23 protein-coding genes are annotated in these 25,533 nt (G+C 32.8%); 21 read left to right on the top strand and 2 right to left on the bottom strand.

Annotation, left to right across the window (positions count from 1 at the left end; all coding sequences use genetic code 11):
- The first annotated feature begins 1 nt into the window (after nucleotide 1).
- From PYW35_RS08305 to PYW35_RS08275, 7 genes are all read left to right on the top strand, one after another.
- Nucleotides 2-760, top strand: a complete 759-nt coding sequence (locus tag PYW35_RS08305) for a dihydroorotate dehydrogenase electron transfer subunit (RefSeq protein WP_103322458.1) — start codon at nucleotides 2-4, stop codon at nucleotides 758-760.
- Nucleotides 757-1,683 (top strand): dihydroorotate dehydrogenase, encoded by a 927-nt coding sequence (locus PYW35_RS08300; protein ID WP_016911056.1) that lies wholly within the window; start codon nucleotides 757-759, stop codon nucleotides 1,681-1,683. The genes PYW35_RS08305 and PYW35_RS08300 overlap by 4 nt, the downstream gene beginning before the upstream one ends.
- Nucleotides 1,684-2,376 carry an orotidine-5'-phosphate decarboxylase gene (pyrF, locus tag PYW35_RS08295; RefSeq protein WP_103322459.1) on the top strand — a complete coding sequence of 231 codons (693 nt, stop codon included), beginning with the start codon at nucleotides 1,684-1,686 and terminating at the stop codon, nucleotides 2,374-2,376.
- A 3-nt stretch (nucleotides 2,377-2,379) separates the two neighbouring features.
- Nucleotides 2,380-2,988 carry an orotate phosphoribosyltransferase gene (gene pyrE, locus PYW35_RS08290; RefSeq protein ID WP_103322460.1) on the top strand — a complete coding sequence of 203 codons (609 nt, stop codon included), beginning with the start codon at nucleotides 2,380-2,382 and terminating at the stop codon, nucleotides 2,986-2,988.
- Between the two features lie 25 nt (nucleotides 2,989-3,013).
- Complete coding sequence (locus PYW35_RS08285) at nucleotides 3,014-3,292, top strand: hypothetical protein (protein WP_103322461.1); 279 nt, start codon at nucleotides 3,014-3,016, stop codon at nucleotides 3,290-3,292.
- Between the two features lie 199 nt (nucleotides 3,293-3,491).
- A complete protein-coding gene (locus PYW35_RS08280) occupies nucleotides 3,492-5,075 on the top strand; it encodes an SLC13 family permease (protein ID WP_204107831.1) in 1,584 nt (527 codons plus the stop codon).
- A 244-nt stretch (nucleotides 5,076-5,319) separates the two neighbouring features.
- Nucleotides 5,320-5,727, top strand: coding sequence for a VOC family protein (locus tag PYW35_RS08275; protein WP_016911051.1), 408 nt, complete (start codon nucleotides 5,320-5,322; stop codon nucleotides 5,725-5,727).
- 99 nt (nucleotides 5,728-5,826) lie between these two features.
- On the opposite strand, the gene PYW35_RS08270 is transcribed toward PYW35_RS08275, so the two are convergent.
- Entirely contained in the window at nucleotides 5,827-7,515 is a 1,689-nt protein-coding gene (locus PYW35_RS08270) for an Rqc2 family fibronectin-binding protein (protein ID WP_103322462.1), read from the bottom strand.
- 173 nt (nucleotides 7,516-7,688) lie between these two features.
- Between PYW35_RS08270 and gmk the strand changes: the two genes are divergently transcribed.
- From gmk to priA, 4 genes are all read left to right on the top strand, one after another.
- Nucleotides 7,689-8,312 (top strand): guanylate kinase, encoded by a 624-nt coding sequence (gmk, locus tag PYW35_RS08265; RefSeq protein WP_016911049.1) that lies wholly within the window; start codon nucleotides 7,689-7,691, stop codon nucleotides 8,310-8,312.
- Entirely contained in the window at nucleotides 8,312-8,512 is a 201-nt protein-coding gene (gene rpoZ / locus PYW35_RS08260) for a DNA-directed RNA polymerase subunit omega (protein ID WP_016911048.1), read from the top strand. The genes gmk and rpoZ overlap by 1 nt, the downstream gene beginning before the upstream one ends.
- Before the next feature lie 167 nt (nucleotides 8,513-8,679).
- Nucleotides 8,680-9,882 (top strand): bifunctional phosphopantothenoylcysteine decarboxylase/phosphopantothenate--cysteine ligase CoaBC, encoded by a 1,203-nt coding sequence (coaBC, locus tag PYW35_RS08255; protein ID WP_103322463.1) that lies wholly within the window; start codon nucleotides 8,680-8,682, stop codon nucleotides 9,880-9,882.
- Complete coding sequence (priA, locus tag PYW35_RS08250) at nucleotides 9,879-12,287, top strand: primosomal protein N' (protein WP_103322464.1); 2,409 nt, start codon at nucleotides 9,879-9,881, stop codon at nucleotides 12,285-12,287. The genes coaBC and priA overlap by 4 nt, the downstream gene beginning before the upstream one ends.
- A gap of 556 nt (nucleotides 12,288-12,843) precedes the next feature.
- On the opposite strand, the gene PYW35_RS08245 is transcribed toward priA, so the two are convergent.
- On the bottom strand, nucleotides 12,844-13,731 hold the full coding sequence (locus PYW35_RS08245; protein WP_103322465.1) for a nuclease-related domain-containing protein: 888 nt from the start codon (nucleotides 13,729-13,731) through the stop codon (nucleotides 12,844-12,846).
- 309 nt (nucleotides 13,732-14,040) lie between these two features.
- Between PYW35_RS08245 and def the strand changes: the two genes are divergently transcribed.
- From def to PYW35_RS08195, 10 genes are all read left to right on the top strand, one after another.
- On the top strand, nucleotides 14,041-14,529 hold the full coding sequence (gene def, locus PYW35_RS08240) for a peptide deformylase (protein WP_016911568.1): 489 nt from the start codon (nucleotides 14,041-14,043) through the stop codon (nucleotides 14,527-14,529).
- Complete coding sequence (gene fmt / locus PYW35_RS08235; RefSeq protein ID WP_016911567.1) at nucleotides 14,522-15,454, top strand: methionyl-tRNA formyltransferase; 933 nt, start codon at nucleotides 14,522-14,524, stop codon at nucleotides 15,452-15,454. Before def ends, fmt begins: the two co-directional genes overlap by 8 nt.
- Nucleotides 15,451-16,761 carry a 16S rRNA (cytosine(967)-C(5))-methyltransferase RsmB gene (gene rsmB / locus PYW35_RS08230; RefSeq protein ID WP_103323478.1) on the top strand — a complete coding sequence of 437 codons (1,311 nt, stop codon included), beginning with the start codon at nucleotides 15,451-15,453 and terminating at the stop codon, nucleotides 16,759-16,761. The genes fmt and rsmB overlap by 4 nt, the downstream gene beginning before the upstream one ends.
- Before the next feature lies 1 nt (nucleotide 16,762).
- Nucleotides 16,763-17,854, top strand: a complete 1,092-nt coding sequence (rlmN, locus tag PYW35_RS08225) for a dual-specificity RNA methyltransferase RlmN (RefSeq protein ID WP_103323479.1) — start codon at nucleotides 16,763-16,765, stop codon at nucleotides 17,852-17,854.
- A 3-nt stretch (nucleotides 17,855-17,857) separates the two neighbouring features.
- On the top strand, nucleotides 17,858-18,604 hold the full coding sequence (locus PYW35_RS08220) for a Stp1/IreP family PP2C-type Ser/Thr phosphatase (protein WP_103323480.1): 747 nt from the start codon (nucleotides 17,858-17,860) through the stop codon (nucleotides 18,602-18,604).
- Entirely contained in the window at nucleotides 18,601-20,592 is a 1,992-nt protein-coding gene (gene pknB / locus PYW35_RS08215; protein ID WP_103323481.1) for a Stk1 family PASTA domain-containing Ser/Thr kinase, read from the top strand. Before PYW35_RS08220 ends, pknB begins: the two co-directional genes overlap by 4 nt.
- Nucleotides 20,593-20,753: 161 nt before the next feature.
- The gene (locus PYW35_RS08210) at nucleotides 20,754-21,950 is read left to right on the top strand and encodes a hypothetical protein (RefSeq protein WP_103323482.1); all 1,197 of its coding nucleotides are present in this window, start codon (nucleotides 20,754-20,756) and stop codon (nucleotides 21,948-21,950) included.
- A 75-nt stretch (nucleotides 21,951-22,025) separates the two neighbouring features.
- Entirely contained in the window at nucleotides 22,026-23,315 is a 1,290-nt protein-coding gene (locus tag PYW35_RS08205) for a cytochrome P450 (protein WP_016911561.1), read from the top strand.
- A 152-nt stretch (nucleotides 23,316-23,467) separates the two neighbouring features.
- Nucleotides 23,468-24,148, top strand: coding sequence for a response regulator transcription factor (locus PYW35_RS08200; RefSeq protein WP_016911560.1), 681 nt, complete (start codon nucleotides 23,468-23,470; stop codon nucleotides 24,146-24,148).
- Nucleotides 24,138-25,523, top strand: a complete 1,386-nt coding sequence (locus PYW35_RS08195) for a sensor histidine kinase (RefSeq protein WP_016911559.1) — start codon at nucleotides 24,138-24,140, stop codon at nucleotides 25,521-25,523. The genes PYW35_RS08200 and PYW35_RS08195 overlap by 11 nt, the downstream gene beginning before the upstream one ends.
- Nucleotides 25,524-25,533: the final 10 nt, after the last annotated feature.

The raw sequence follows: 25,533 nt of genomic DNA, 5'->3' as shown, positions 1-25,533 counted from the left end.
GATGTCCAAATTAATGACAGTTGTATCTAACAATCAAATAGCAGACGCCATCTTCGAATTGAAAGTACATGGAGATCTTACGAAAAACATGAAAAAACCAGGACAGTTTGTTCATATTAAAGCTGGTACAGGTACTGAACATATGTTGAGAAGACCTATATCCATTTGCGAAGTGAATCGTGAAGAAGGCACTTTCACGATGCTTTTTAGAAGAGAAGGTCATGGTACTGAAATGATTTCTACTTTGAAATCAGGTGATCCAATTGATGTAATTGCACCGTTAGGTAATGGATTTCCTGTAGAAGAAGCACAAAATACTGCTTTATTAGTAGGAGGCGGTATTGGTGTGCCACCACTTTATGAATTATCCAAACAGCTCAATCAAAGAGGTATAAAGACAATTCATGTGTTAGGATTCCAAAGCGATAAAGATGCTTTCTATATTGATGAATTTAATGCACTAGGTGAGACGTATATTGCAACTGTGGACGGCAGCTTAGGTACTAAAGGATTTGTTACAACTGTTATTGATCATATCGAAACACCCTTCGACATTTTTTATAGCTGTGGACCAAAAGCAATGCTTAAAGCTTTAACAGAGCAATTAAGTGATGTTAAAGGTTATATTTCACTTGAAGAACGCATGGGCTGTGGTATTGGCGCTTGTTATGCTTGCGTTTGTCATACTGATGATGAAGCGGGTTATGTTAAAGTATGCACAGATGGACCAGTATTTGAAAAAGGAGCTGTGATCATATGAGTAGATTAAATGTAACTTTGCCAGGTTTGAATTTGAAAAATCCGGTTATGCCAGCAAGTGGGTGCTTTGCATTTGGAAAAGAGTTCAGCCAATTTTATGATTTGTCTGAACTCGGTTCTATTATGATTAAGGCAGCAACGCAACATGCTAGATATGGTAATGAAGCACCTCGAGTTGCTGAAACAGCTAGTGGTATGATTAATGCGATAGGTCTACAGAATCCAGGTGTACAGCATATAATAGAACATGAACTGAAATTTTTAGAACAATTCGATGTACCGATTATTGCAAACGTGGCTGGTTCAACTGAAGAAGAATATGTTTATGTAGCTAAACATATTTCACAAGCGCCAAATGTTCATGCACTAGAATTGAATATTTCATGCCCGAACGTTAAAGAAGGTGGCATACAATTTGGTACAGTACCAGAAGTAGCACGTGAGTTAACAAGAAAAGTCAAAGCAGTTTCAGAAGTTCCGGTATATGTGAAATTATCACCAAATGTTACGAATATCGTTGAAATGGCTAAAGCAATTGCAGAGTATGCAGACGGTATTACGATGATCAACACATTAGTTGGTTTAAGAATAGATGCTAAGACTGGTAAGCCAATCATAAGCAATATAATTGGAGGATTAAGCGGTCCTGCAATTAAACCTGTAGCGTTGAGAATGGTTTATGAAGTTAGCCAAAACGTTGATATACCAATCATCGCAATGGGTGGTGTAAGAACTGCTCAAGATGTCATAGATTATATATCAGTTGGGGCAGATGCAGTCGCTGTAGGTACAGCTAATTTCGAAAATCCTACTGTTTGTAAAGATATTATAGATGAATTGCCAACATTACTCGATCAACTTGGCGTGCAACACATTACTGAACTTAAAGGAAGAACTTACAATCAACAAGGAGTTGTGAAATAAATGAAAAATTCACCAATTATCGCTTTAGACTTTGCAACTCTAGAAGAAGTTGAACAGTTTCTAGATTTATTCGACGAGCCCCTTTTTGTGAAAGTAGGAATGGAACTCTATTTACAAAATGGTCCTGAAACTTTAAAAATGATTAAAGATAGAGGTCATGATATCTTTCTCGATTTAAAACTACATGATATTCCTAATACAGTAAAAGGCGCTTTAAAAGGGTTAGGTAAATATAATGTTGATCTAATAAACGTACATGCAGCTGGCGGCGTGAAAATGATGGAAGCAGGACTTGAAGGATTACGTTCAACAAATCCAGAAGCCAAATTAATCGCTGTTACACAATTAACATCAACGACTGAAGAACAAATGCGAAATGAGCAAAACATCCAAACAACAGTAGAAGATTCTGTCGTTCATTTTGCCAAAATGACGCAACAAGCAGGCTTAGATGGTGTCGTTTGTTCACCTTTAGAATCAAACCTTATTAAAGAACATATCGGAAAAGCGTTTTTAAAAGTAACACCTGGTATACGTTTAGAATCTGACAAAACGCACGATCAACAAAGAGTAACGACACCGGAAGATGCTAAAAGCTTTGGATCAACACATATAGTGGTTGGGCGTTCTATCACTCAGCATCAAAATCCAGTTTCACGATATCATGAAATATTACAAAGATGGGAAGGATAATATATGACACAAAATATTGCGCAATCACTATTAGAAATTAAAGCTGTTACACTATCACCTGAAAATCCGTATACTTGGAGTTCTGGCATTAAGTCACCAATTTATTGTGATAATAGGGTCACTTTAGCTTATCCAGAAATAAGAAAAACGATTTATAAAGAACTTATTGAATTAATTAAAGAACATGCACAAGATGTTGAAATTATTTCAGGAACGGCAACAGCAGGTATTCCACATGCTGCATTCATAGCCGATCAATTAGGATTGCCGATGAGTTATGTGAGATCTAAAAGTAAAGGCCATGGTAAAGGTAATCAAATCGAAGGTGCTGTAAGCAAAGGCAAAAAAGTAGTTGTAATTGAAGATTTAATTTCTACAGGTGGCTCATCAATTAATGCTGTAGAAGCTTTAGTAGAAGATGGTGCAGAAGTTGTAGGCGTCTTCGCAATCTTTACATATGGCATCAAAAAAGCAGAAGAAGCATTCAAATCAATTGATGTTCCTTTCTATACACTATCAAATTATGATGAACTTATTTCTGTCGCTGAAAAAGAAGGGTATATCCAAAATAAAGATATAAAAACTTTAAAAGCGTGGAAAGATACTTTATAATAAAGTCAAGATAAGGGGGGTCTTTATGGAAAGCCAACATAAACTATCTGCAGAAGAACAAGAAGAGCAGATACAAAAATGGGGACATATTAATGATTTTCTAAAAAAAGATTCTGAAAAAACGACTGACTTTAATCACTATAAAGTAAGAGATCATAATTTGTATGAACGCACTGGATACTCAAATAATACGAATGTTAATAGACAAAGAAGATATGATTTAGATGACAAAAATATATTTAAAAGCATTAAAAAAGAACTCGAGAAAAAAGGGTTCTTTGAAGATCAAAAGCATCAAAATTAACACATGACACTATAGGAAAGCTTTGCTGAAGTTTCCTTAAGGATGAGGTTGGGACAATAAATTGTCTCAGCCTTTTTTGTTATATGTAAATTTTTTTTCGATTTTATGAATAATTATTATAGAATATTCAGAAAATAGTACTACTTTTGTATAAACTTTGTTAAAATGTTAACAAATACACTAAAGGGGGCGTAATAATATGCGTAATAAAAAGAAAAAAATTACTGAACAGCTTTGGAAAGAAAGTGGAAGAACTAAAGAGATGTTGAAATTCTTTTCATCTGATGCATTAAAGTCTCAAAATAAGCCGGATCCTGAATTGAAAGCTTATAATACAGCTCAATTAATTGGATTGATATTAGGACCTTTACTATTTTTAGTAATATTGCTATTTTTCAAGGCAGATGGATTAAGTCAAACTGGTGTATATGTTATGGCAGCTACTTTATGGATTGCAGTATGGTGGATAACAGAAGCTATTCCAATTCCTGCTACGAGTTTAATGCCTTTATTCTTATTTCCATTAGGGGGCGTAATGGATAGTGAAACAGTATCTAGCGCTTATGGAAATGATATTATATTCTTATTCCTCGGTGGGTTTATTATTGCGATTGCGATGGAAAGATGGAATTTACATACGAGAATTGCACTTGTCATTATTAAAAGTATAGGTACAAGTACTGGTAGGATTTTACTAGGCTTTATGATTGCAACTGGTGCACTTTCAATGTTTGTATCAAATACAGCGGCTGTTATGATTATGATTCCAATTGGTATGGCGATTATTAAAGAGGCTAATGAGCTTACAGCCAATGGAAATGAAAACCATAGTTTAACTCAATTTGAAAAATCACTTGTTTTAGGTATTGGTTATGCTGGTACGATAGGTGGGCTTGGAACTTTAATAGGAACACCTCCTTTAATTATTTTAAAAGGTCAGTATGAAAAAATATTTGGTGAAGAAATAGGTTTCGGGCAATGGATGGTAATGGGTGTGCCGACTGTCATCATACTATTAGCAATTACTTGGGCATATTTAAATTTTGTTATGTTTAAACATGATATGAAAGAATTGCCCGGTGGTAAAAAAATTATTACGCGAGAATTAGAAGCATTAGGTAAAACAACATACGAAGAAAAAGTTGTATTTACATTATTCTGTTTAGCTGCATTTTTATGGGTATCAAGAGAATTCTTATTAACACAGTTACCTTTCACAGAATTAGTTAAAGACGGAACGATATCTATGTTTATAGCTGTTATTTTATTCTTAATACCGGCTAGAAGAAAATTTGCTAGAATTTTAGATTGGTCAGTTGCTAAAGACTTACCATGGGGTATTTTATTACTATTCGGTGGAGGTTTAGCTTTAGCATCAGCTATTACAGAAAGTGGATTAGATAAATGGATGGGTAAACAAATTTCTGGATTAGAAGGTATAAATATCATTTTAATTATCTCTATTGTAACGTTATTTGTATTATTCCTAACAGAAATCACATCCAATACAGCTACTGCTACAATGATATTACCGATATTAGCTACAATAGCAGTAGGTATAAATGTGCATCCTTTAGCATTAATGATTCCAGCTGCAATGGCAGCAAACTGTGCGTTTATGTTACCAGTAGGTACGCCACCAAACGCAATTGTATTCGGTACAGATAAAGTGACAATACGAGAAATGGCTACAACAGGATTTTGGTTAAACTTAATCAGTTGTGTTATTATCGTTGGCTTCGTATTATTTATGGTACCTTGGTTGTTCGGAATCGATTTATAAGCTATTAAATAAAATAATTAAAAGCCACGATGCAAAATTTGATTTTGCATCGTGGCTTTTTGTATAACACTAGTCCATAAATAGTTTAATGAAGACATACCCGATTATAATAACAGCGAGCATGATGACGGTAGGTAACAATAATGAAAATGACATAAAATCTCTCCTTTGTCTTTGGCTCTTATTACGATTATACTAAAAGATATAAGAAATTTTTAAAATATGATATTGGAGTGTTCATTATATGATACCAAAAATAACGACCTTTTTAATGTTTAATGGTGAAGCAGAAGAAGCTATTAACTTTTATACATCCATTTTTCAAGACAGTGAAATATTAACCATGGTTAAATATGGCGAGGATGGCCCTGGAGAACCAGGTACAGTACAACATTCTATTTTCAAAATAAATGGACAAATCTTTATGGCGATTGATCAAAGTAATGGTGTAGAAATTGAAATGAATCCAGCAATGTCGTTGTATGTAACATGTGAATCAGCGATAGAAATGGACAATCTTTATTCAAAATTAAAATCAGGTGGCGCTATTCTTATGCCAAAAACTGAATTACCTCCAACTTTTAGAGAATTTGCATGGGTACAAGATAAATATGGCGTTAATTTCCAATTAGCATTACCTGAACAACAATAAATATGCATGTAGGCAAGCATGCACTTTACAAAATAAAATCAGCAAAATAAAAATCACCCAATCCGAAAATGAATCTAACGGTTTGGGTGATTTATTTTATTATTTTAATAATTTTTTAATATCGTCATAATCTGTTGTGACGTAAAGTGTTGTTTGGTTGTCATATGTTACAAAACCTGGTTTCGCGCCACTTGGTTTGTGGACGTTTTTGACAGTAGTATAGTCTACAGGTATTTGTCCAGATTGACTTGCTTTAGAATAATATGCAGCAATCATTGCCGCTTCTTCTATTGTTGTTTGTGTTGGCTCATCTTCTTGAATGACAACGTGTGAACCTGGAATATCTTTCGTATGGAACCATAATTGATTTTTTCGAGCTACTCGATGTGTTAAATAATCATTTTGTTTATTATTTTTACCAAGTAATATCGTTTGGCCATCCGATGAAATGAATGTCGTAATTGTAATTTTGTTTGATTTTTTCTTTTTCTTACTTTTACGTTTTTTGACAAAACCTTGATCTTCTAATTCTTCTCTTATATCATCTATATCTTCTACAGATATATGCGCAAGTTGTTGCTCTAAAGACTCGAAATATAAAATATTAGACTGAGTAAGTTTGATTTGTTTTTTTAATTCAATTTCTCTTGTCTTAAGTCTATTATATTGTTTGTAATAAGACTGCGCATTCATTGAAGGTGATTTAGTTGGATTCAAAGGTACGGATATAGGTTCATTATTATAATAATTGATTGTTTCTAAAGTTTTATCGCCTTGTTTAATTTGATACATATTGGCTGTGATTAATTCACCATATAATTGTTGTTCGTCTTTAGTACGCGCAGCTTCTTTTTCATTAATTAATTTTTCTAATTTATGACGATTTTTTTGTAAATGCTGATCAACTATTTTCACTAAGTCAAGTGCACGTTGTTTCACGCGTTCTCTTTCGCCACGTGATTCATAAAATCGATCTAAACATTCATGAATCGTGTCAAATGTCATATAATCATTTCCGTATGAGTGTAACGGCATGAAATAAAAAGTTTCTTTACTTATTGAATCATCACGATATATAACAGGTTTAGGTGATTGTTTTACTTCGTTCATCACTTCATTAAAAGATTCTACTAATGTTTCTTGATTCATAAACGGTCTTCTAGAAACAATCTCTTTTGTTATAAGTGGACTAAAGCCTTCAAACTGTTGTAATAGTTGTCGATCTATTTTTCCTGAATTAAAATCAATATATTTATTAATATCTTCTACTTCAAAAGGATTAAGTTTTTTTACAGTAGGTGGATATTCATATTTGAACCCAGGCATAATTGTACGAGCAGTATTCGTATTAGGCGTATGGTGTTTAAAACCATCAATAATTTTACGTTCTCCATCAACTAAAATGATGTTACTATGTCTGCCCATAATTTCTAATATAATAGTACGTTTTCTTAAATCACCAATTTCATCTCTTGAATGAATATCGATTTCTACTAATCTATCGTTTCCAATTTGCGTAATACTTTGTACAATACCACCATCTAAATGTTTTCGTAACACTCTTAAAAACATTGGTGGGTCAAATGGATTGTCATATTTTTCTGTAGTTAAATGAAATCGACTAAAATTAGCATGTGTCGATAATAATAATTGTTTGTTTTTTCTTTCACTTCGAATTGTTAAAATAATTGTATCTGAACTTGGTTCAGTAATTTTATGAATTCGCCCTGTAACGAGCGATTGAATATCTTCAACAATCTTTCTTGTAAATAAGCCATCAAAAGCCATTTGCATTTCCACCTTTATCAAAAGTCAATTTATTGTAACATGTTAGGGGTTAAATGAGTATAATTCTGTTTAATCTTTACAACCTCTCTAGCCATATAGAAATGAAATATGGTAAGATATAAAAAACAAAATGATAATAAATCGTTAGTATTCATTAGGAAAGGTCGTTTGACATGAACATTGAAAAAGGGTTACTGATAGTGCTCTCTGGCCCATCTGGAGTTGGTAAAGGAACGGTACGTAAATCAATCTTTGATGATCCAAGTACTGATTTTAAATATTCTATCTCTATGACAACGAGAAAGATGCGCCAAGGTGAAACAGATGGTTTAGATTATTTCTTTAAATCTAGAGAAGAATTCGAAGCTTTAATTGCTGATGATCAATTTATAGAGTATGCTGAGTATGTAGGTAATTACTATGGTACGCCAGTACAATATGTAAGAGATACGATGGATAAAGGTTATGATGTATTTTTAGAAATCGAAGTTGAAGGTGCTAAACAGGTTAGAAAGAAATTTCCTGAGGCATTATTTATTTTCTTAGCACCGCCGAGTTTAGAACATTTGAAAGAAAGATTGGTCGGACGCGGTACTGAGTCAGATGAAATCATCAAAAATCGTATTTTAGAAGCACGTAAAGAAGTAGAAATGATGAATCTTTACGATTATGTTGTTGTGAACGATGAAGTTGAATTAGCTAAAGCACGTATTCAATCAATCGTAGAAGCAGAACATTTAAAAAGAGAACGAGTTGAAGCACGCTATAGAAAAATGATATTGGAGGCAAAGAAATAATGTTATATCCACCACAAAATGAATTAAAAGACAGTATTAATTCTAAATATTTAGTTGTAACAACTGCAGCTAAAAGAGCACGCGAATTGCAAGAACATCCTGATAGTTTATTATTAGATGAATATCGTTCACTTAAAAATGTAGGTCAAGCACTCGAAGAAATCGCAGCACATAAAGTGTATGCTAAACTAGAAGACTAATGATCATTATTTACTGAAGACCTTTTATGAATGGGAATTATAGCCATTCATAAAAGGTCTTTTTTTATTTAAATGAAATGATGTAATTTAGATTCATGACAGTCTATTTTAAAGGATGTATAATAAATATTAAGATTAAGAATCGAATTTATCGGAGGAGTACACAAATGAAGAATATACTTCTAGCTGTAACGGGTGGTATAGCTGCCTATAAAGCTATAGATTTAACGAGTAAACTAACTCAAAATGGTTATTGTGTTCGCGTGATGTTAACAGAGCATGCACAACAATTTGTTACACCATTAGCTTTTCAAGCAATTAGTCGTAATCATGTTTATACAGATACTTTTGATGAAAAAGATGTAAGTGAAATTCAACATATAACGTTAGCTGACTGGGCAGACGCTGTCATAATCGCACCAGCTACAGCAAATACAATTAGCAAGTTAGCAAATGGTCTTGCTGATAATATGGTGACTTCCACTTTACTTGCAACAACTGCTCCAGTATTTATTGCACCTGCTATGAACGTGCATATGCTTGAGCACCCTGCAACCGTTGAAAATATGTCACGTCTAAGAAGTTACGGATATAAATTTATTGCACCCGGAGAGGGTTATTTAGCATGTGGTTATGTTGCAAAAGGTAGAATGGAAGAACCCATTACTATATTAACAATTATAGATGATTATTTTAAAGAACAAAAAAATCCACAAACATTCGCACTTCAAGGGAAAAATGTTTTAGTTACAGCTGGTCCGACAGTAGAAAAAGTAGATGCAGTAAGATATTTCACAAATCGTTCAAGCGGTAAAATGGGATATGCTTTAGCGGAAGCAGCAAGAGATTTAGGGGCAAATGTCATATTAGTCAGCGGTGAGACAAATTTAACGCAACCAACAGGGTTAGAGTTTATTCAAGTTTCAAGCGCTGAAGAAATGTTTCAAGCAGTAAAAGCGAGAATGCATGATATGGATATGATTATTAAAGCGGCGGCTGTTGCAGATTATACACCCGTTGAAAAGTCAGATAACAAAATGAAAAAGAAAGACGGCGATTTAGAACTTACTTTTAAAAGAACAACAGATATATTGAAATATTTAGGGGAACATAAAGAACAACAATATTTAGTTGGATTCGCTGCCGAAACAGATAATGTTGAAGCTTATGCTATGGGTAAACTGAAAAAGAAAAATGCTGATGTAATCGTTGCTAATCATGTAGCGAACCAAGAAATTGGATTTAGATCATCAGACAATGAAGTAGAAATGTTTTTTGCAAACGGAGATCGTGTACCTTTAGCTAAAGAATCAAAACAAAAAATAGCTTTTAAAATATTAAATGAAATCACTAGTAGGTGGGAAGATTGATTGCAAATGTTGTAGTGGATATTCCAGCTAAAAATGTCGACAAAATTTTCGATTATATCATCCCCCAAGATATTGAAGATATTGTTAAAGTTGGCGTTAGAGTTGAAGTACCTTTTGGTCCAAGAAAAATTCAAGGATTTGTTATTGGCATCAGTGAAGAATTATCAAGTGATATTGATGAATCTAAATTGAAATCACTTATTAGAGTGAAAGATTTTAAACCAGAATTAACTGCAGAATTAATTGAATTAAGCGAATGGATGTCTAATTTTCATCTTGTTAGACGTATTTCCGCTTTAGAAATAATGTTGCCAAGTGCTGTTAAAGCTAAATATCAAAAGGTCTATTGTGTAAATGACCCAGAAGCTATTCCAGCTGAATACTTAAATCATTTTAATAAAGATGGCATTTTAACTTTTGATCAAGCACAAAACTATCAAATTGTAGCTGAACTTGAAGGGTATGTGAAATCTGAAGCATTAACGAAAGATACAATCGTTGGGCAACAATTAACGAGGAAATACGCAACATGTGTAAGACTGTTACCGACAGACAGATTAGATGAAATCATTGAATCTTTGCGTAAAAAAGAAAAACAATTAGATATCATCAATTATTTAATTGAACATAGAAATGAAGATGTCATGTTAAAAACTTTAAAAGAAGAAGGTTTTTCTAATTCTAGTATAAATACGCTAGTTAGAAATCAAGTTCTAGAAAAATTCGAAGCAATTGTAAATAGAGACCCATATGAACATCGTATATTTGAAAAAGAACATAATAAAGCTTTAACTGAAGCTCAGCAAGATGCGTTTACTCAAATTGATGAAGCGGTTAAAGCACATGAATCTAAGACTTTCTTATTACATGGTGTAACAGGCTCAGGTAAAACAGAAGTTTATTTGCAAACCATTGAAAATGTGTTGAAAAAGGGTGAACAAGCAATCATGCTTGTACCTGAAATTGCGTTAACACCACAAATGGTCAATCGTTTTAAAGCGCGCTTTGGCGATGAAGTAGCAGTGTTACATTCAGGACTATCCAAAGGTGAAAAGTATGATGAATGGCAAAAGATTAGAGATGGTAAAGCAAGTGTTTCAGTAGGTGCTAGATCAAGTGTCTTTGCACCATTTGAAAAACTAGGTCTCATTATTATAGATGAAGAACATGAAGCAACATATAAACAAGAAGATTATCCGAGGTACCATGCTAGAGAAATCGCTATATGGCGAAGTGAATACCATAATTGTCCAGTAGTATTAGGATCAGCGACACCTAGTTTAGAAACTTTTGCTCGAGCTGAAAGAAATGTATATCAATATCTAGGATTGCCAGATCGCGTAAATCAACAAAAAATGCCGGAAATTGAATTGATCGATATGAGAGAAGAATTGCAAGAAGGCAATAGATCAATGTTCTCGAAGGATTTAACTGAAGCAATCCAAGAGAGAATTGATAAAGGTGAGCAAATTGTTCTCTTTTTAAATAGAAGAGGACATTCGTCATTCGTATTATGTAGAGATTGTGGACACGTGCCACAATGTCCAAACTGCGATATTTCTTTAACATATCATAAGACTCATGATGACTTGAAATGCCATTATTGTGGATATAGTGAAGCAATGCCACAAAAATGTCCGAGTTGTGAAAGTGAACATATTCGACAAATGGGTGTAGGTACTCAAAAAGTCGAAGAAATTATTTATGAAACTTTTGACCGTGCTAAAGTGATTAGAATGGATGTCGATACAACTTCTAAAAAGGGTGCACATGAAAGACTGCTAACAGCTTTTGGTAATCAAGAAGCCAATATTTTATTAGGTACACAAATGATTGCGAAAGGTTTAGACTTTGAAAACATCACTTTAGTAGGCGTGCTTAATGCAGATACGATGCTAAACTTGCCAGACTTTAGATCAAGTGAGAAGACATTCCAATTGTTAACACAAGTAGCAGGTAGAGCAGGCAGACACGAAAAACAAGGAGAAGTAATGATTCAAACGTATAACCCTGATCATTACGCAATTCTAGACGTTACGAAAAATGACTTCTTATCATTTTATCAAAAAGAGATGAAATTTAGACAAGTCGGTAAATATCCACCATATTACTATCTTGTAAATTTAACAATTAGTCATTTCGATAAAAGAAAAGTATTACAAGCATCCAAGCATATTCACGGAATACTTGTACAACACGTCACAACACAATCCTTTGTATTAGGACCGTCACCAAGCCCGTTATCAAGAATAAACAATCAACATAGATTCCAAATTCTTATAAAGTTCAAAAACGAACCAGACTTATTAACAGCATTGAGATATCTAGACGATTATTACCATGAGCAATATTTGAAGGACAAATTATCATTGGAGATTGATATCAATCCACAAATGTTGATGTAATGTAGGAAAGAAGTGCAAATAAGGATTCGGTTATTAGCAAAAGTAGGAAAAAGTGCAAATAAGGCTAGCGTTAGAAGCAAAAGGTAGAGCAAATGCAAATAAGGCTACAGTTAGAAGCAAAAAGTAGAGCAAATGCAAATAAGGCTAACGTTAGAAGCAGAAAGTGGAAGAAGTGCAAATAAGGCTAGTGTTAGAAGCAAAAGTAGGAGCAAATGCAAATAAGGCTACAGTTAGAAGCAAAAAGTAGAGCAAATGCAAACAAGGCTAGTGTTAGAAGCAAAAGTTGGAGCAAATGCAAATAAGGCTATCGTTAGAAGCAAAATGTGGAAGAAGTGCAAATAAGGCTAGTGTTAGAAGCAAAAGTTGGAAGAAGTGCAAATAAGGCTATCGTTAGAAGCAAAAATAGGAAGAAGTGCAAATAAGGCTATCGTTAGAAGCAAAAATAGGAAGAAGTGCAAATAAGGCAGCGGTTATTAGCAAAAAGTGGAACAAATGCAAATAAGGCTACAGTTATTAGCAGGAGTGACTCGAAATACTTATGAAAAAGTCGTATCTGTTATTTTAAATAAAACTTTCTATTTCTACGTGTCCCAGATGTAAAGTGCTTGTTGCAAACACGAGCGATTCTGTATTTACTGATTGGGCTACACCATGTTATTGCTTCTTCTAAAGTGAAACTATCTCTTTTCAAAATATATAGTTCTTTCAAATTGAATAATACAATTTTTTCGCATGTCATGCTTGTATGACAGTATGTGCAATTATAATGTACTTTTTGTTCTAATACTTTTATTGTATGCATTTTTCTACAGCAAGGACATTTTAATCCGGCTAAATTCAAATTATAGTAAGTTAAAAAGTCTTTTTGATAATATGTGGAATGCTTTGATTCATGTTCTAAAAGTAAGTTTAAAATTTGGTGGTTATTATTAGGGAGTTCAGATGATAATATTGCCACTATTTTATTAAGCTGATTTAAGAATAGGATGTTTTGATCATGAGGCCAATTACCAGCAGGTATGAATTGGGGATTTGTAAAAACTATAAAGGATTCGATTTCTAAAAAGATGCCATAGTCGTGTAATAATTTGTGAAGCTCATTTTTCATATATTGTACTTGAGTTATTGGAGATTTCGTAACTATACCGTAATTATTTTTTAAAGTGCCATTTTCAAAGTACCACTCATCTCTATAATGTTTGACTTCGAAAATAAAAAGTTTATGAGGAGTGGCAACTAAAAAGTCAATTTGTACATGGTTCGTTGTACCAAACTCGAATGAATGTATATATGATATGTTTTCTAAAGTATTTAAAAATGCCTTGAAATACGCTTCACCTTCCTTGCCATTATAGTGAGTCATCAAGTCAGTTCTTTCATCTTTACTTAATATTCTTCTTCCTTCAAGAGCAGTTATATAATCAATATATTCATTTGATTTCATATGGTGGTCCTTTCTATGTTGGTTTTGAATGATATGTAATTCTAAATAGATTTTATAATATTCAATAATCTATTTCTAGAATGAATCACCATTTTGAATTAGGAATTTTTATTTATAGATAGGCCTCACGTCAAAGGTGTGATGTTCATTGAAAAAATGAAGGTTATTAATATATGAGCAAATGCATTATTATATAGAACTAAAAATTAACCTTATATAAAAAGCGACGGATGATAAATATTCTCTGTCGCTTTTTATATTGATTTACGTTATAATTATACGATGAGTTTTTAAAAAGGAGCGATAGATATGGCTGTAAAACCACTTGTTACGGTACCAAATCCAATGTTAAATAGAGAAGTTAAAGATGTTGTTACTTTTGATGAATCACTGAAAGCGTTGATTTCTGATTTAGAAGACACAATGTATGAAAATGATGGTGTCGGCATTGCAGCACCTCAAATTGGTGTTGATCTTAAAGTTGCGATTGTTGATATGGAGCAAGAGGGTATTTTGCAGCTTATCAATCCAACGATTGTTTCCCAATCTGAGGAAATTGAAGCGGACGTTGAGGGTTGCTTGAGTGTTCCGGGTGTATTTGGAGAAGTTAATAGAAGTAAGATGATTGTTGTGAGTAGTAACGATTTAAATGGTAATGAAGTTGAACTAACGGCATATGATGACGTTGCTAGAATCATTTTACATGAGGTTGATCATCTATACGGTGAGTTGTTTACTGACAAAATGACGAGAGAAATTAGTGAAGACGAACTAGAGGAGATGTATAAGGATGAGTAAGATTGTATTTATGGGTACGCCTGATTTTTCTACAGGTGTTTTAGAAATGCTTATCGAAGAGCATGATGTCATTGCTGTTGTTACTCAACCAGATCGTCCTGTAGGCAGAAAGAAAGTCTTGACGCCTCCTCCTGTAAAAGAAGTAGCGATTAAACATGATATCCCAGTTTATCAACCTGAAAAATTAAATCACTCTTCTGAATTAGAAGAAATTATTAATTTGAAACCTGATTTAATTGTAACTGCTGCGTTTGGCCAATTGTTGCCTAAGTCATTACTTGATGCGCCGAAATATAAAGCGGTCAACGTACATGCTTCTTTACTACCTCGATATAGAGGTGGTGCACCGATTCATTATGCAGTGATGAATGGCGAAAAGAAAACAGGTGTCACAATTATGTATATGGCAGAAAAGTTAGATGCCGGTAACATTATTAGTCAAGACGAGATTGATATTAAAGAGAACGATACAGTAGGAGATGTTCATGATCAACTAGCAGTACTTGGTACAGAGTTATTGAAACGAACTTTACCTACTATTTTTAATGGAACAAACGAAAGCATACCTCAAGATGAATCTTTAGTAAGTTTTGCTTCTAATATTTCAAGAGAAGATGAAAGAATTGATTGGACTAAAGATGCACAATCTATTCACAATCATATAAGAGGATTATCTCCATGGCCGGTTGCTTATACAACAATGAATGATAAGAACTTGAAATTGTGGAGAAGCGAAATCGTTGAAAATGTTAAAGGCGAACCTGGAGAAATTGTAGAAACGACAAAAGAATTGATTATTGTTGCGACTGGATCTGAAGATGGCGTTGCTTTAACTGAAATACAATTAGCTGGTAAAAAACGTGTTAAATCACGTGATTATTTAAGCGGATTGCAATCAAAAATTGATGGGACTAAATTAATATGATGAAATTTAATGTAAGATATGTTGCATTAACGATACTAGATGATGTGCTGACAGGCGAGGCATATAGTAATCTACAACTTAATGAAGCGATTAAAAATGAAGCTATTTCTAAAAAAGATGTTGGGTTATTAACTGAACTAGTATATGGTACGTTACAAAGAAAAATCACTTTAGAATACTTAATAGAACCTTTTATTCAAACACAGTTAAAAGGTTGGATGAAACGTTTATTAATTATGAGCGCATACCAATTTGTGTATTTAGATAAAGTACCTAATCATGCAATCATTAACGAAGCGGTTAATATTGCAAAAGACCGTGGTGACTTGCATAACAGTAAAGCAATTAATGCAATACTTAGAAACTTCATGTCATCTCCACTCAGAACTTTAGATGAGATTAAGCACGATGATAAAAAATTATCTATCGAAGGAAGTGTACCATTATGGTTAACAAAACATTGGATTACACACTTTGGTTATGAGAAAACGAGAGAAATGTGTTTATTAAGCTTAACACCACCTGATACGACTGTTAGAGTGAACACGACAAGAATATCGATTGACGATGCAGTTGAAAGATTAGAAAGTAATGGTTATACTGTCCAAATGGATAAAGATATCGAAAGATGTTTACACATTAAAGGTGAACCAATCGTCAATGATCGATTATTCAAAGATGGATTATTATCCGTCCAAGATAAGAGTTCAATGTTTGTAGCAGAAATTTTAAATCCGAAAGAAAACAGTACTGTATTAGATACATGTAGTGCTCCAGGTGGGAAGACTTGTCATATAGCAGAAATGATGAATCAAACTGGTCAAGTTGATGCTTATGATATTTACCCACATAAAATTGATTTAATTGATTTTAATATAAAAAAATTAAGATTGAATAATGTTACAACAGATGTTCATGACGCAACACAACCTTTTGATAAAACATATGATTATGTACTTGTTGATGCGCCTTGTAGTGGATTCGGTGTTATGAGAAGAAAGCCAGAAATAAAATACGACAAAACGGCTAAAGACGTAGAATCTTTATGGCATTTACAATTGAAAATTTTGGAAAATGCAAGTAAATCGGTAGCACCGGGTGGCGAGCTTGTTTACTCAACATGTACGATTGAACAAATGGAAAATGAAAATGTCGTTTACTCATTCTTAAAAGCAAATCCGGAATTTGAGTTTGCTCTATTTAATGATCCAAGAACCAATCAAGAGACAAAAACATTACAATTATTACCACAAGATTATAATTCAGACGGTTTCTTTATTACTAAAATTAAGCGAAAGGAAAGATAATATGCCAGCGATACAGAAAAAACGCAATAAGTTTATGCCAAACTTCGAAAGACCTTCTATATACTCTTTAGAATTAGGAGAATTAGAAGATTGGTTAATTGAACAATTAGAACCGAAATTTAGAGCTAAACAAATTTTTGATTGGTTATACGTTAAAAGAGTAAATGCTTTTAGTGAGATGACTAACTTATCAAAAGAATTAAGAGATAAACTCGTTAATTCATTTGAAATTACGACGTTAGAAGTAGCAGTTAAACAAGAAAGTAAAGACGGTACAATTAAATTCTTATTTGAACTACAAGATGGATATACAATTGAAACTGTTTTAATGAGACATGAATACGGAAATTCAGTATGTGTTACAACACAAGTAGGCTGTAGAATTGGATGTACATTCTGTGCATCTTCTATTGGAGGATTGAAACGTAACCTTGAAGCAGGAGAAATTGTTGCACAAGTATTAACGGTTCAAAAAGCTTTAGATGAAACAGATGAACGTGTAAGTCAAGTAGTTATTATGGGTATTGGTGAGCCATTTGAAAATTATGACGAAATGATGGGCTTCTTAAAGATTATCAATCATGATAAAGGGTTGAATATTGGCGCACGTCATATTACAGTATCTACATCAGGTATTATTCCTAAAATTTACGATTTCGCTGATGAATCACTTCAGATTAATTTTGCATTGAGCTTACATGCTGCAGATAATGAAACACGTTCAAGATTAATGCCAATTAATAGAGCGTATGATTTAGATAAATTAATGGAAGCTATAGAATATTATGTCAACAAAACTAACAGAAGAATCACTTTTGAATATGGTTTATTTGGTGGCGTGAACGACCAAGTGCATCACGCGAAAGCATTAGCTAAATTAATCAAACATTTAAATTGTCACGTTAACTTAATTCCAGTTAACCACGTACCAGAACGTGACTATGTTAAAACGCCAAAAGAAGATATCTTTAAATTCGAAAAAGAATTAAAAAGAAATGGCATAAATGCTACAATAAGACGTAATCAAGGTGCAGATATTGATGCTGCATGTGGACAACTAAGAGCAAAAGAGCGAAAAGAAGAAACGAGGTAAGAAATCATGGAAGCACGTTTTTTTACAGATGTCGGTCAATTTCGAGAACAAAATGAAGATGCAGGTGGTATTTATACTAACCAAACTGGACAAGTATTATTAGTGATTTGTGATGGTATGGGTGGACACGCTGCAGGTGAAGTTGCAAGTCAATTTGTGAATAATTCACTTAAAGATAGATTCGAAGAGGAAAATTATATTGAATATGATCATGCAGAAAATTGGTTAAAATCCAACCTTGCTGATATTAATAGACAATTATATAACGAGTCTATGGACAACGAAGCATACAAAGGCATGGGCACAACTTGTGTTTGTGTATTAGTTTACGAAAAAGATATCGTTGTGGCTAATATAGGTGATTCACGTGCTTACTTGGTTAATAGTCGTGAAATGATGCAATTAACAAATGATCATACATTTGTTAATCATCTTGTTACGATTGGAGAAATTACAAAAGAAGAGGCTTTTACACATCCTCAAAGAAATATTATAACGAAAGTAATGGGTACAGATAAACGCGTAAAACCAGATGTTTTTTATTATAATACTAAATTTTATGACTATCTTTTATTAAATTCTGACGGATTAACAGACTATTTACATGAAGAAGATGTACAACAAATTATTATGTCACATAAAGGTTCAACGGATGATATAGGTGAAACGCTTATAGAAGAAACGATTGAAGCTGAAGGTAAAGATAATATTTCGTTAGTATTATGCCCATTTGAAGGTGGGAAAATATGATAGGTCGCATAATCGCCGGACGCTATGAATTTGTGAGATATTTAGGTGGCGGTGGAATGAGTAATGTCTATTTAGCGAAAGATAATATCTTAAATCGCGACGTAGCAATTAAAGTCATCAATATACCGCCATATGAAAAAGAAAAAGCAGTTGAACGTTTTGAAAGAGAAGTTCAAAATACAACTATTTTAAGTCATAGCAATATCGTAAATGTGTTAGATGTTGAAGAGGATGATAATTGTTATTACCTCGTGATGGAATATATAGATGGTCCTACTTTAAAGGAGTATTTATGTAAAGAAGGTAAATTATCAGCTGAAGAAGCAGTTGAAATGACGCTTCAAATATTAAAAGGCATCGGACACGCACATCATCATAGAATTATTCATAGAGATATTAAACCTCAAAATATTTTAATGACTAAAAACGATACGTTAAAAATATTAGACTTTGGTATTGCGAGAGCTTTAAGTGAAACGGCATTGACGGAAACGAACCATGTAATGGGGTCAGTTCAATATTTGTCGCCTGAACAAGCTAAAGGTCAATCTACAGATGAATCTTCAGATATATACTCAATAGGTATTGTGTTATTTGAGCTGTTAACAGGTCATCCACCATTCAATGGAGAAACGCCAGTTAGTGTTGCTATTAAACATATTCAAGAAGAACTTCCATCTATTAGAAAAGAAAGACCATCTATACCTCAAAGTATAGAAAATGTCATCATGAAAGCAACACAAAAAGAAAAGACATTGAGATATCGTGATACAAATGAAATGTACTATGATCTTCTAACTGCGTTAGATGAAGAACGAAAAGATGAAACGCCGAGATATGATACAAGTTCTGAAACTAAGGCGATTCCCATTGTTAATGCAAATGAAACAGAAGACCAAACTAAAACAGTACCAGTTGCAGCAGCTGTAGCTAGTCAAAGTGCAACGAATAGCAACGTACAGCATGGAAACGAAAAACCTAAGCGTAAAAGGAATAAATGGTTGATTGTCTTTATACCTATCCTTTTAATGTGTATGTTGGTCGGTGCAATAGGATTTGCAATAACTGCACCAAAATACGAAGATGTGCCAAACTTGTTAGGTAAATCTAGAGGTGAAGCAACCGCAATATTAGATGAAAAAGGATTGCGCAAAGGTGAAATCACCGAAGCTTTTAGTAATAATTTCAAAGAAGGCGAAGTCATGAAAGTTACGCCTAAAGTTGGTGCGAAAGTAAAAGAAATGTCTAAAGTAGACTTAGTCATTTCTAAAGGTGTTAAGACGTTTACAGTAGAAGATTATGTAGGTAAAACTGCTGACAAAACTAAAAAGCAGTTAGAAAATCAAGGTTTTGAAGCTGTTCGTATTAAAGAACAATATGATAAAGCAGAGAACGGGACAATTATTAACCAAAATATAGAGCCCGGCAGTAAGGTTGTACCTAAAGATACAATGATTATATTAACGAAATCAATAGGTGTTCAACAAGAGTATGTAAAAGATTACACTGGTGAGGACATTAGCACAGCAACCTCTGAACTAGAATCATTAGGCTTTAAAGTTGAAACTAAAGATGTCGATAGTGACGAACCAGCAGATACAATTGTGAAACAGTCATACAAAAATGATCAATTGCCAATAGAATCAACTATTTATTTTGATGTTTCTAAAGGCAAAGCGTCTAAAACAGATAAAGATAAATCGAAGGATAAGTCCGACGATGATAACGATAGTATAAGAGATAAAACTTACACACAATCTGTTTATATACCATTTACAGGCTCAGATGAGAAAAAGGGTCAAAAAGTAGAAATATTCGTAAAAGATAAATCTAATGATATTAAAGATGTATCAGATTCATTTACGATTAAAAAAGATACAACAAGAAGTATTAATTTCACGATTCCAAAAGGGAAATCAGCCGAATATCTTGTAGAAGTAGACGGTAAAGAAATAGAAAGTAATACAATTGATTACGATGATTTTTAATGAATTTAAAGAGTTTGCGACATAAATCCCAATATAAAATAAAACACCCAATCCGTTGGAATCATTTTCGGATTGGGTGTTTTTTTTATATTTTTTATAACTTTTGTTGATTTAATAGGCTGTTATTAGTAAAATTTAGGAAATGAATACGAGGTGAGTATATGCTTCCATATGTGTCTTTATATGAATATGTCCATAAACAGATTGAACATGCTATTGATAATGTAGATGAGCAGTATCGTATCTATAATGAATATAAGAATATCTTTACCTCACCCCAATTAACTGATCAAGTGTTTATTGAAGTGATGAACAATTATTTCTATGAAGTTGGGTTATTAAATACAAATATAAAATCTTTAAAAGAACTTGCACAACAAGTTGGTATTAAAGTAAGAGCGACTAAAGATGCTTTAGTCGTAACGGAAGTATTGGATGATATTCGTTTTGTTGTGGGTGATGAAATTGTAGCTTTATCAGGAGATCCTATTGCTTTTTGCAGGAAACGATATAACCGTTTATTAGGAGATGAGCCATACCATCGTGAAGAGTGGGGGCATATTTTGACCTTTCAAAATGAAGTAGATGTTAAGAGAGGGAATCAAAATTACCATTTTGAATTAAAAAAATATCCGTTGAATTCTGATCATATTGTGAATGTATATACGAGAGATGGTGTTCCTATTGTAGAATTCGTAGGCAATATTACGTTTGAACAAGCTGTTGAAGCTTTATATCATTTATCTAAAGTTCAACATGAATCAAAGAAAATAACATTTGATTTTAGAGGTGCAAAATTTGATAAACTAAGTATTGCAGAATTTCTGATGCCTTATTTTTATGAAATCGGTACTCAAGAATGTATACAGACACGTGATACGCATGTTGTAATTGAACATGAGCGTCATAAATCATTGTACAAGCATAAATTAGAACGCTTGTTTAAACAATGTGAAGAAATGAATGAGCAAGCATTCTATCAGAATTTAATTGATCAACCATATGGCGACTGGAAATATTTTGATGAAAATAAAATCGATTTTATCGGTCTTAGTCGCTTTGAAAATATAACGGTATTAATTGATAAAGATACTGAAAATGCTGCTGAATGGCTCGTTTATAAAGTAGCAAATTCGGGAATCGTTAATCTTGTAGGACGTCCAACTAAAGGTAATCTATCATTTTTTAATTTAGTAGAAGAAGTGATTGACCAGAGATTTGTATTAACGTTTCCAATCGCGAACATGAATAAAGTAATTAAAGATGAAGTAGTATACCCGGAGGTTTTAATAGAATGGTCAAAAAGACATGCGATTGTTGATAAAGATATAAAATTTTCAATTGATAATAGTAGTTGATTGATTATTTTCTTAGAAAATGAAATAATATATAAGTATATGAAATTTAAAATAATTATAGGGGGCAATGACTTTATGGGTAAGCAAATACCAAAAGATCGTGGGCTTGATAGTACGTTAAAGGTTTTAAAAGAAGGTTATAAATATGTGCCAAATAGACTAGAAAAATTCGATACTAACATTTTTGAATTAAGAGCTTTAGGCGGAAGAAGAACAGTAGTTATAAGTGGTAAAGAAGCTGCAGAACTTTTTTATAACAATGAGTTAACTGAAAGACAAGGAACGTTACCTAAACGTGTTGTAAACACTTTATTTGGTAAAGGTGCTATACATACTACAGGTGGTAAAAAACATATAGACCGTAAAGCGTTATTTATGTCATTAATGACTGAAGAAAACTTAGATTACTTAAGAGAACTTACACGCAGTACTTGGTTTATGAATACTGAACGTATGGAAAGAATGGATGAAGTAAACGTTTATAAAGAATCTATCATTCTATTAACTAAAGTAGGATTTAGATGGGCTGGTATCATCGCTTCTCCAGAAGAAATCGAAAGTTGTGCGCAAGATATGGATACAATGATTGATTCATTTAAAAATATCGGTACCGTATTTAAAGGTTATAGAGAAGCTAAACAAGCTAGAGCTAGAGTAGAAACATTCCTTGAAAATCAAATTATTGCAGTACGTGAAGGTAAATTAACACCTCCACAAGGTACAGCTTTACATGAATTTAGTCATTGGGAAGATTTCGAAGGTAACTTAATGGATTCTAGATTATGTGCCATTGATTTAATGAACGTTGTACGTCCTTTAGTAGCGATTAACCGTTTTATTAGTTTCGGTGTTAAAGCACTACATGATTATCCAGGTGAAGCTGAAAAAGTCTTCAACAACGAAGATGACTATGCTTACAAATTTGTACAAGAAATAAGAAGATTCTATCCGTTCGTACCATTCTTACCTGGTAAAGCGGCGGTTGATATCGAATTTGAAGGATATACAATCGAAAAAGATACGTTCTTAGTATTAGATATTTACGGAACATTACACAGAGAAGGTTTATGGGAAAATCCTGAAAGATTCTATCCTAACCGTTTCAGCGACTGGGATGGTAGTCCATTCGATTTAATTCCTCAAGGTGGAGGAGATTATCATACAAACCACCGTTGTGCTGGTGAATGGATGACGCTTATTATTATGGAAGAATCAATGAAATACTTCGCAAGAAATATTTCATATGATGTTAAAAAAGACCAAGATTTATCAGTTAACTTGAATAAATTACCTGGTCGTGTTGTAAGTGGTACAATCATTGAAAATGTTAATGCATTAGTTAATCGTAACGTAGAATCTGTTTAATCATTTTATGTTATTTTAATAGTTAAATGAAACGGGCTGCCAACAAAAATATAACTTGTTGGCAGCCTTTTTTATATTGATGAGTAGAAGATTTGAGTTTTTTGTAATAAATATACCGCTAATTTGGTATCATAATAGAAAGAGGTGATAACATGGTAACTTGCTTAGTAGTTGATGATGATCGATTTATATTAAACGATTTAAAAAGAGAAATCGAACGTGAAAATATACATGTTGTAACAAGTCTAAGCGGCGAAGAAGCAATGGAAGTTGTCGAACATAAATATATAGATATTGCTGTTGTAGATATTATGATGCCTGGCATGAATGGCTTTGAATTGTGTAAAACACTTAAAGATAGTTTTGACATACCTGTTATCATGCTAACTGCTAGAGATGAACTAAGTGATAAAGAAAATGCATTCTTATCTGGGACAGATGATTACGTCACGAAACCGTTTGAAATGAAAGAGCTGATTTTTAGAATTAAAGCGGTCTTAAGAAGGTTTAAAATTAATTCTTCTAGCGAATTAAAAATAGGCAATACACTTGTAAATTCATTTGATATGGAAATTACGATTAACAATAAATCAATGCTTTTACCTAAAAAGGAATTTGCCTTATTGGATTATTTAATGAGAAACAAAGATAAAGTCATGCAAAGAGATAAAATTATTGAAGTTGTATGGGGAATAGATTTTGAAGGCGATGAACGAACGCTTGATGTCCATATAAAGCGTTTAAGAAAACGATTAGAAAAATTAGAAAGTGACGTCTTGATTAAAACTGTGAGAGGTGTCGGATACAAGGCGGTGCTAGAGCATGAAGTTTAAATCTTTAGCACAAAGGATTACAATATATACGATTGTCGTTATGACAGTGAGTTCTATATTAGGGTTTGTATTGACAAATATTTATTATCATATCGACTTAAAAGAAAAAAATGACTATAAAGTGATGGAAACTTTAAAGAAAGTTCAGAAGTATATAGATCATGATCATGAAATGAACTTAGATACATATTTAGAGCATTTGAGTGAACTTCATTATCAAGCAATCATATATGATGATAAGATGGAATCAACGTATTATGGTGACCATTTTAGGAAATATAATTTAGATGAAAAGTCCGTTAAAAAAGTACTTAATGGCAAAACATATCATGGTATAAAAGAACGTCCATTTAATATATTTATAACTGGCTTTTTTGATAATGAAACGAGAAATACGGTAGGCATGAAAATAAACCATCAAGGTTCTGAATATGCATTATTTTTAAGACCGAGCGTAGGTTCAATGCTTGGTGAATTTAGAATATTTTTAGCGATTCTACTTGTTTTATTAGTCGTGATATCTTTAGTATTAGTCATGTTTTCAAGTCATTCACTTGCTAATCCAATTAGAAGATTGATGAACACGACAGAGTCATTAGGTAAAGGTGACTTCGATGTAGATATTAAAGTAACAAGAGATGATGAAATTGGTATTTTACAACATAGATTCATCAAAATGAGAGATGAATTAAAGCAACTTGAGACGATGAGACAATCTTTTGTACAAAATGTATCTCATGAAATAAAATCACCATTACAATCGATTTTAAGTTTGCTAAGGGAACTTGAATACGAAAAGAACGAAAGTAAAAGAGTACAAATTATTGAAGATATATACGGCAGAGCATATCGTTTAAGCAATTTGACGAAACAGTTATTATTATTATCAGAATTAGATAATAGTGATCATCTTACATTTAATGAGTCGATCGAGTTGGATAAAGTGATAAAAGAAGTCGTAAGAAATTTAAATTACTTGTTAGATGATAAAGAAATTTCAATCGTCTTTGATATGGAAGAAATAACGATTCAAGGTAACAATAAGTTGTTATACCAGGCGTTTTATAACATTTTAAATAATGCTATTAAATATTCACCTGAATATAGCATGATTCAAATTAACGTTTCTAAGCAAGATGGATTCATCAACGTATCATTCATAGATGAAGGATATGGTATGACGCAAAAGCAGTTAAGCCAAATTAGAGATAGATTTTATAAAGGTGATCAATCGCATAATGTACATGTTGATAGCAATGGTCTTGGCCTATCGATAGTGGATTCTATTATCGAGCATCATAATGCTCAAATATTCTTTGAAAGCGTGCTTGATGAAGGTACGAAAGTTACAATATTATTCGAACATGATGAGTAAAGTAGTATAA

The organism is Mammaliicoccus vitulinus (assembly GCF_029024305.1).
Lineage (GTDB): Bacteria > Bacillota > Bacilli > Staphylococcales > Staphylococcaceae > Mammaliicoccus > Mammaliicoccus vitulinus.
This window is presented reverse-complemented; position numbering and strand designations above follow the sequence as displayed.

What these genes read in the sequence shown, in the direction of transcription:
- PYW35_RS08305 (WP_103322458.1), top strand. Translation starts at nt 2, where the DNA reads ATGTCCAAATTAATGACAGTTGTATCTAACAATCAAATAGCAGACGCC.
- PYW35_RS08300 (WP_016911056.1), top strand. Translation starts at nt 757, where the DNA reads ATGAGTAGATTAAATGTAACTTTGCCAGGTTTGAATTTGAAAAATCCG.
- pyrF (WP_103322459.1), top strand. Translation starts at nt 1,684, where the DNA reads ATGAAAAATTCACCAATTATCGCTTTAGACTTTGCAACTCTAGAAGAA.
- pyrE (WP_103322460.1), top strand. Translation starts at nt 2,380, where the DNA reads ATGACACAAAATATTGCGCAATCACTATTAGAAATTAAAGCTGTTACA.
- PYW35_RS08285 (WP_103322461.1), top strand. Translation starts at nt 3,014, where the DNA reads ATGGAAAGCCAACATAAACTATCTGCAGAAGAACAAGAAGAGCAGATA.
- PYW35_RS08280 (WP_204107831.1), top strand. Translation starts at nt 3,492, where the DNA reads ATGCGTAATAAAAAGAAAAAAATTACTGAACAGCTTTGGAAAGAAAGT.
- PYW35_RS08275 (WP_016911051.1), top strand. Translation starts at nt 5,320, where the DNA reads ATGATACCAAAAATAACGACCTTTTTAATGTTTAATGGTGAAGCAGAA.
- PYW35_RS08270 (WP_103322462.1), bottom strand. Translation starts at nt 7,515, where the DNA reads ATGGCTTTTGATGGCTTATTTACAAGAAAGATTGTTGAAGATATTCAA.
- gmk (WP_016911049.1), top strand. Translation starts at nt 7,689, where the DNA reads ATGAACATTGAAAAAGGGTTACTGATAGTGCTCTCTGGCCCATCTGGA.
- rpoZ (WP_016911048.1), top strand. Translation starts at nt 8,312, where the DNA reads ATGTTATATCCACCACAAAATGAATTAAAAGACAGTATTAATTCTAAA.
- coaBC (WP_103322463.1), top strand. Translation starts at nt 8,680, where the DNA reads ATGAAGAATATACTTCTAGCTGTAACGGGTGGTATAGCTGCCTATAAA.
- PYW35_RS08245 (WP_103322465.1), bottom strand. Translation starts at nt 13,731, where the DNA reads ATGAAATCAAATGAATATATTGATTATATAACTGCTCTTGAAGGAAGA.
- def (WP_016911568.1), top strand. Translation starts at nt 14,041, where the DNA reads ATGGCTGTAAAACCACTTGTTACGGTACCAAATCCAATGTTAAATAGA.
- fmt (WP_016911567.1), top strand. Translation starts at nt 14,522, where the DNA reads ATGAGTAAGATTGTATTTATGGGTACGCCTGATTTTTCTACAGGTGTT.
- rsmB (WP_103323478.1), top strand. Translation starts at nt 15,451, where the DNA reads ATGATGAAATTTAATGTAAGATATGTTGCATTAACGATACTAGATGAT.
- rlmN (WP_103323479.1), top strand. Translation starts at nt 16,763, where the DNA reads ATGCCAGCGATACAGAAAAAACGCAATAAGTTTATGCCAAACTTCGAA.
- pknB (WP_103323481.1), top strand. Translation starts at nt 18,601, where the DNA reads ATGATAGGTCGCATAATCGCCGGACGCTATGAATTTGTGAGATATTTA.
- PYW35_RS08210 (WP_103323482.1), top strand. Translation starts at nt 20,754, where the DNA reads ATGCTTCCATATGTGTCTTTATATGAATATGTCCATAAACAGATTGAA.
- PYW35_RS08205 (WP_016911561.1), top strand. Translation starts at nt 22,026, where the DNA reads ATGGGTAAGCAAATACCAAAAGATCGTGGGCTTGATAGTACGTTAAAG.
- PYW35_RS08200 (WP_016911560.1), top strand. Translation starts at nt 23,468, where the DNA reads ATGGTAACTTGCTTAGTAGTTGATGATGATCGATTTATATTAAACGAT.
- PYW35_RS08195 (WP_016911559.1), top strand. Translation starts at nt 24,138, where the DNA reads ATGAAGTTTAAATCTTTAGCACAAAGGATTACAATATATACGATTGTC.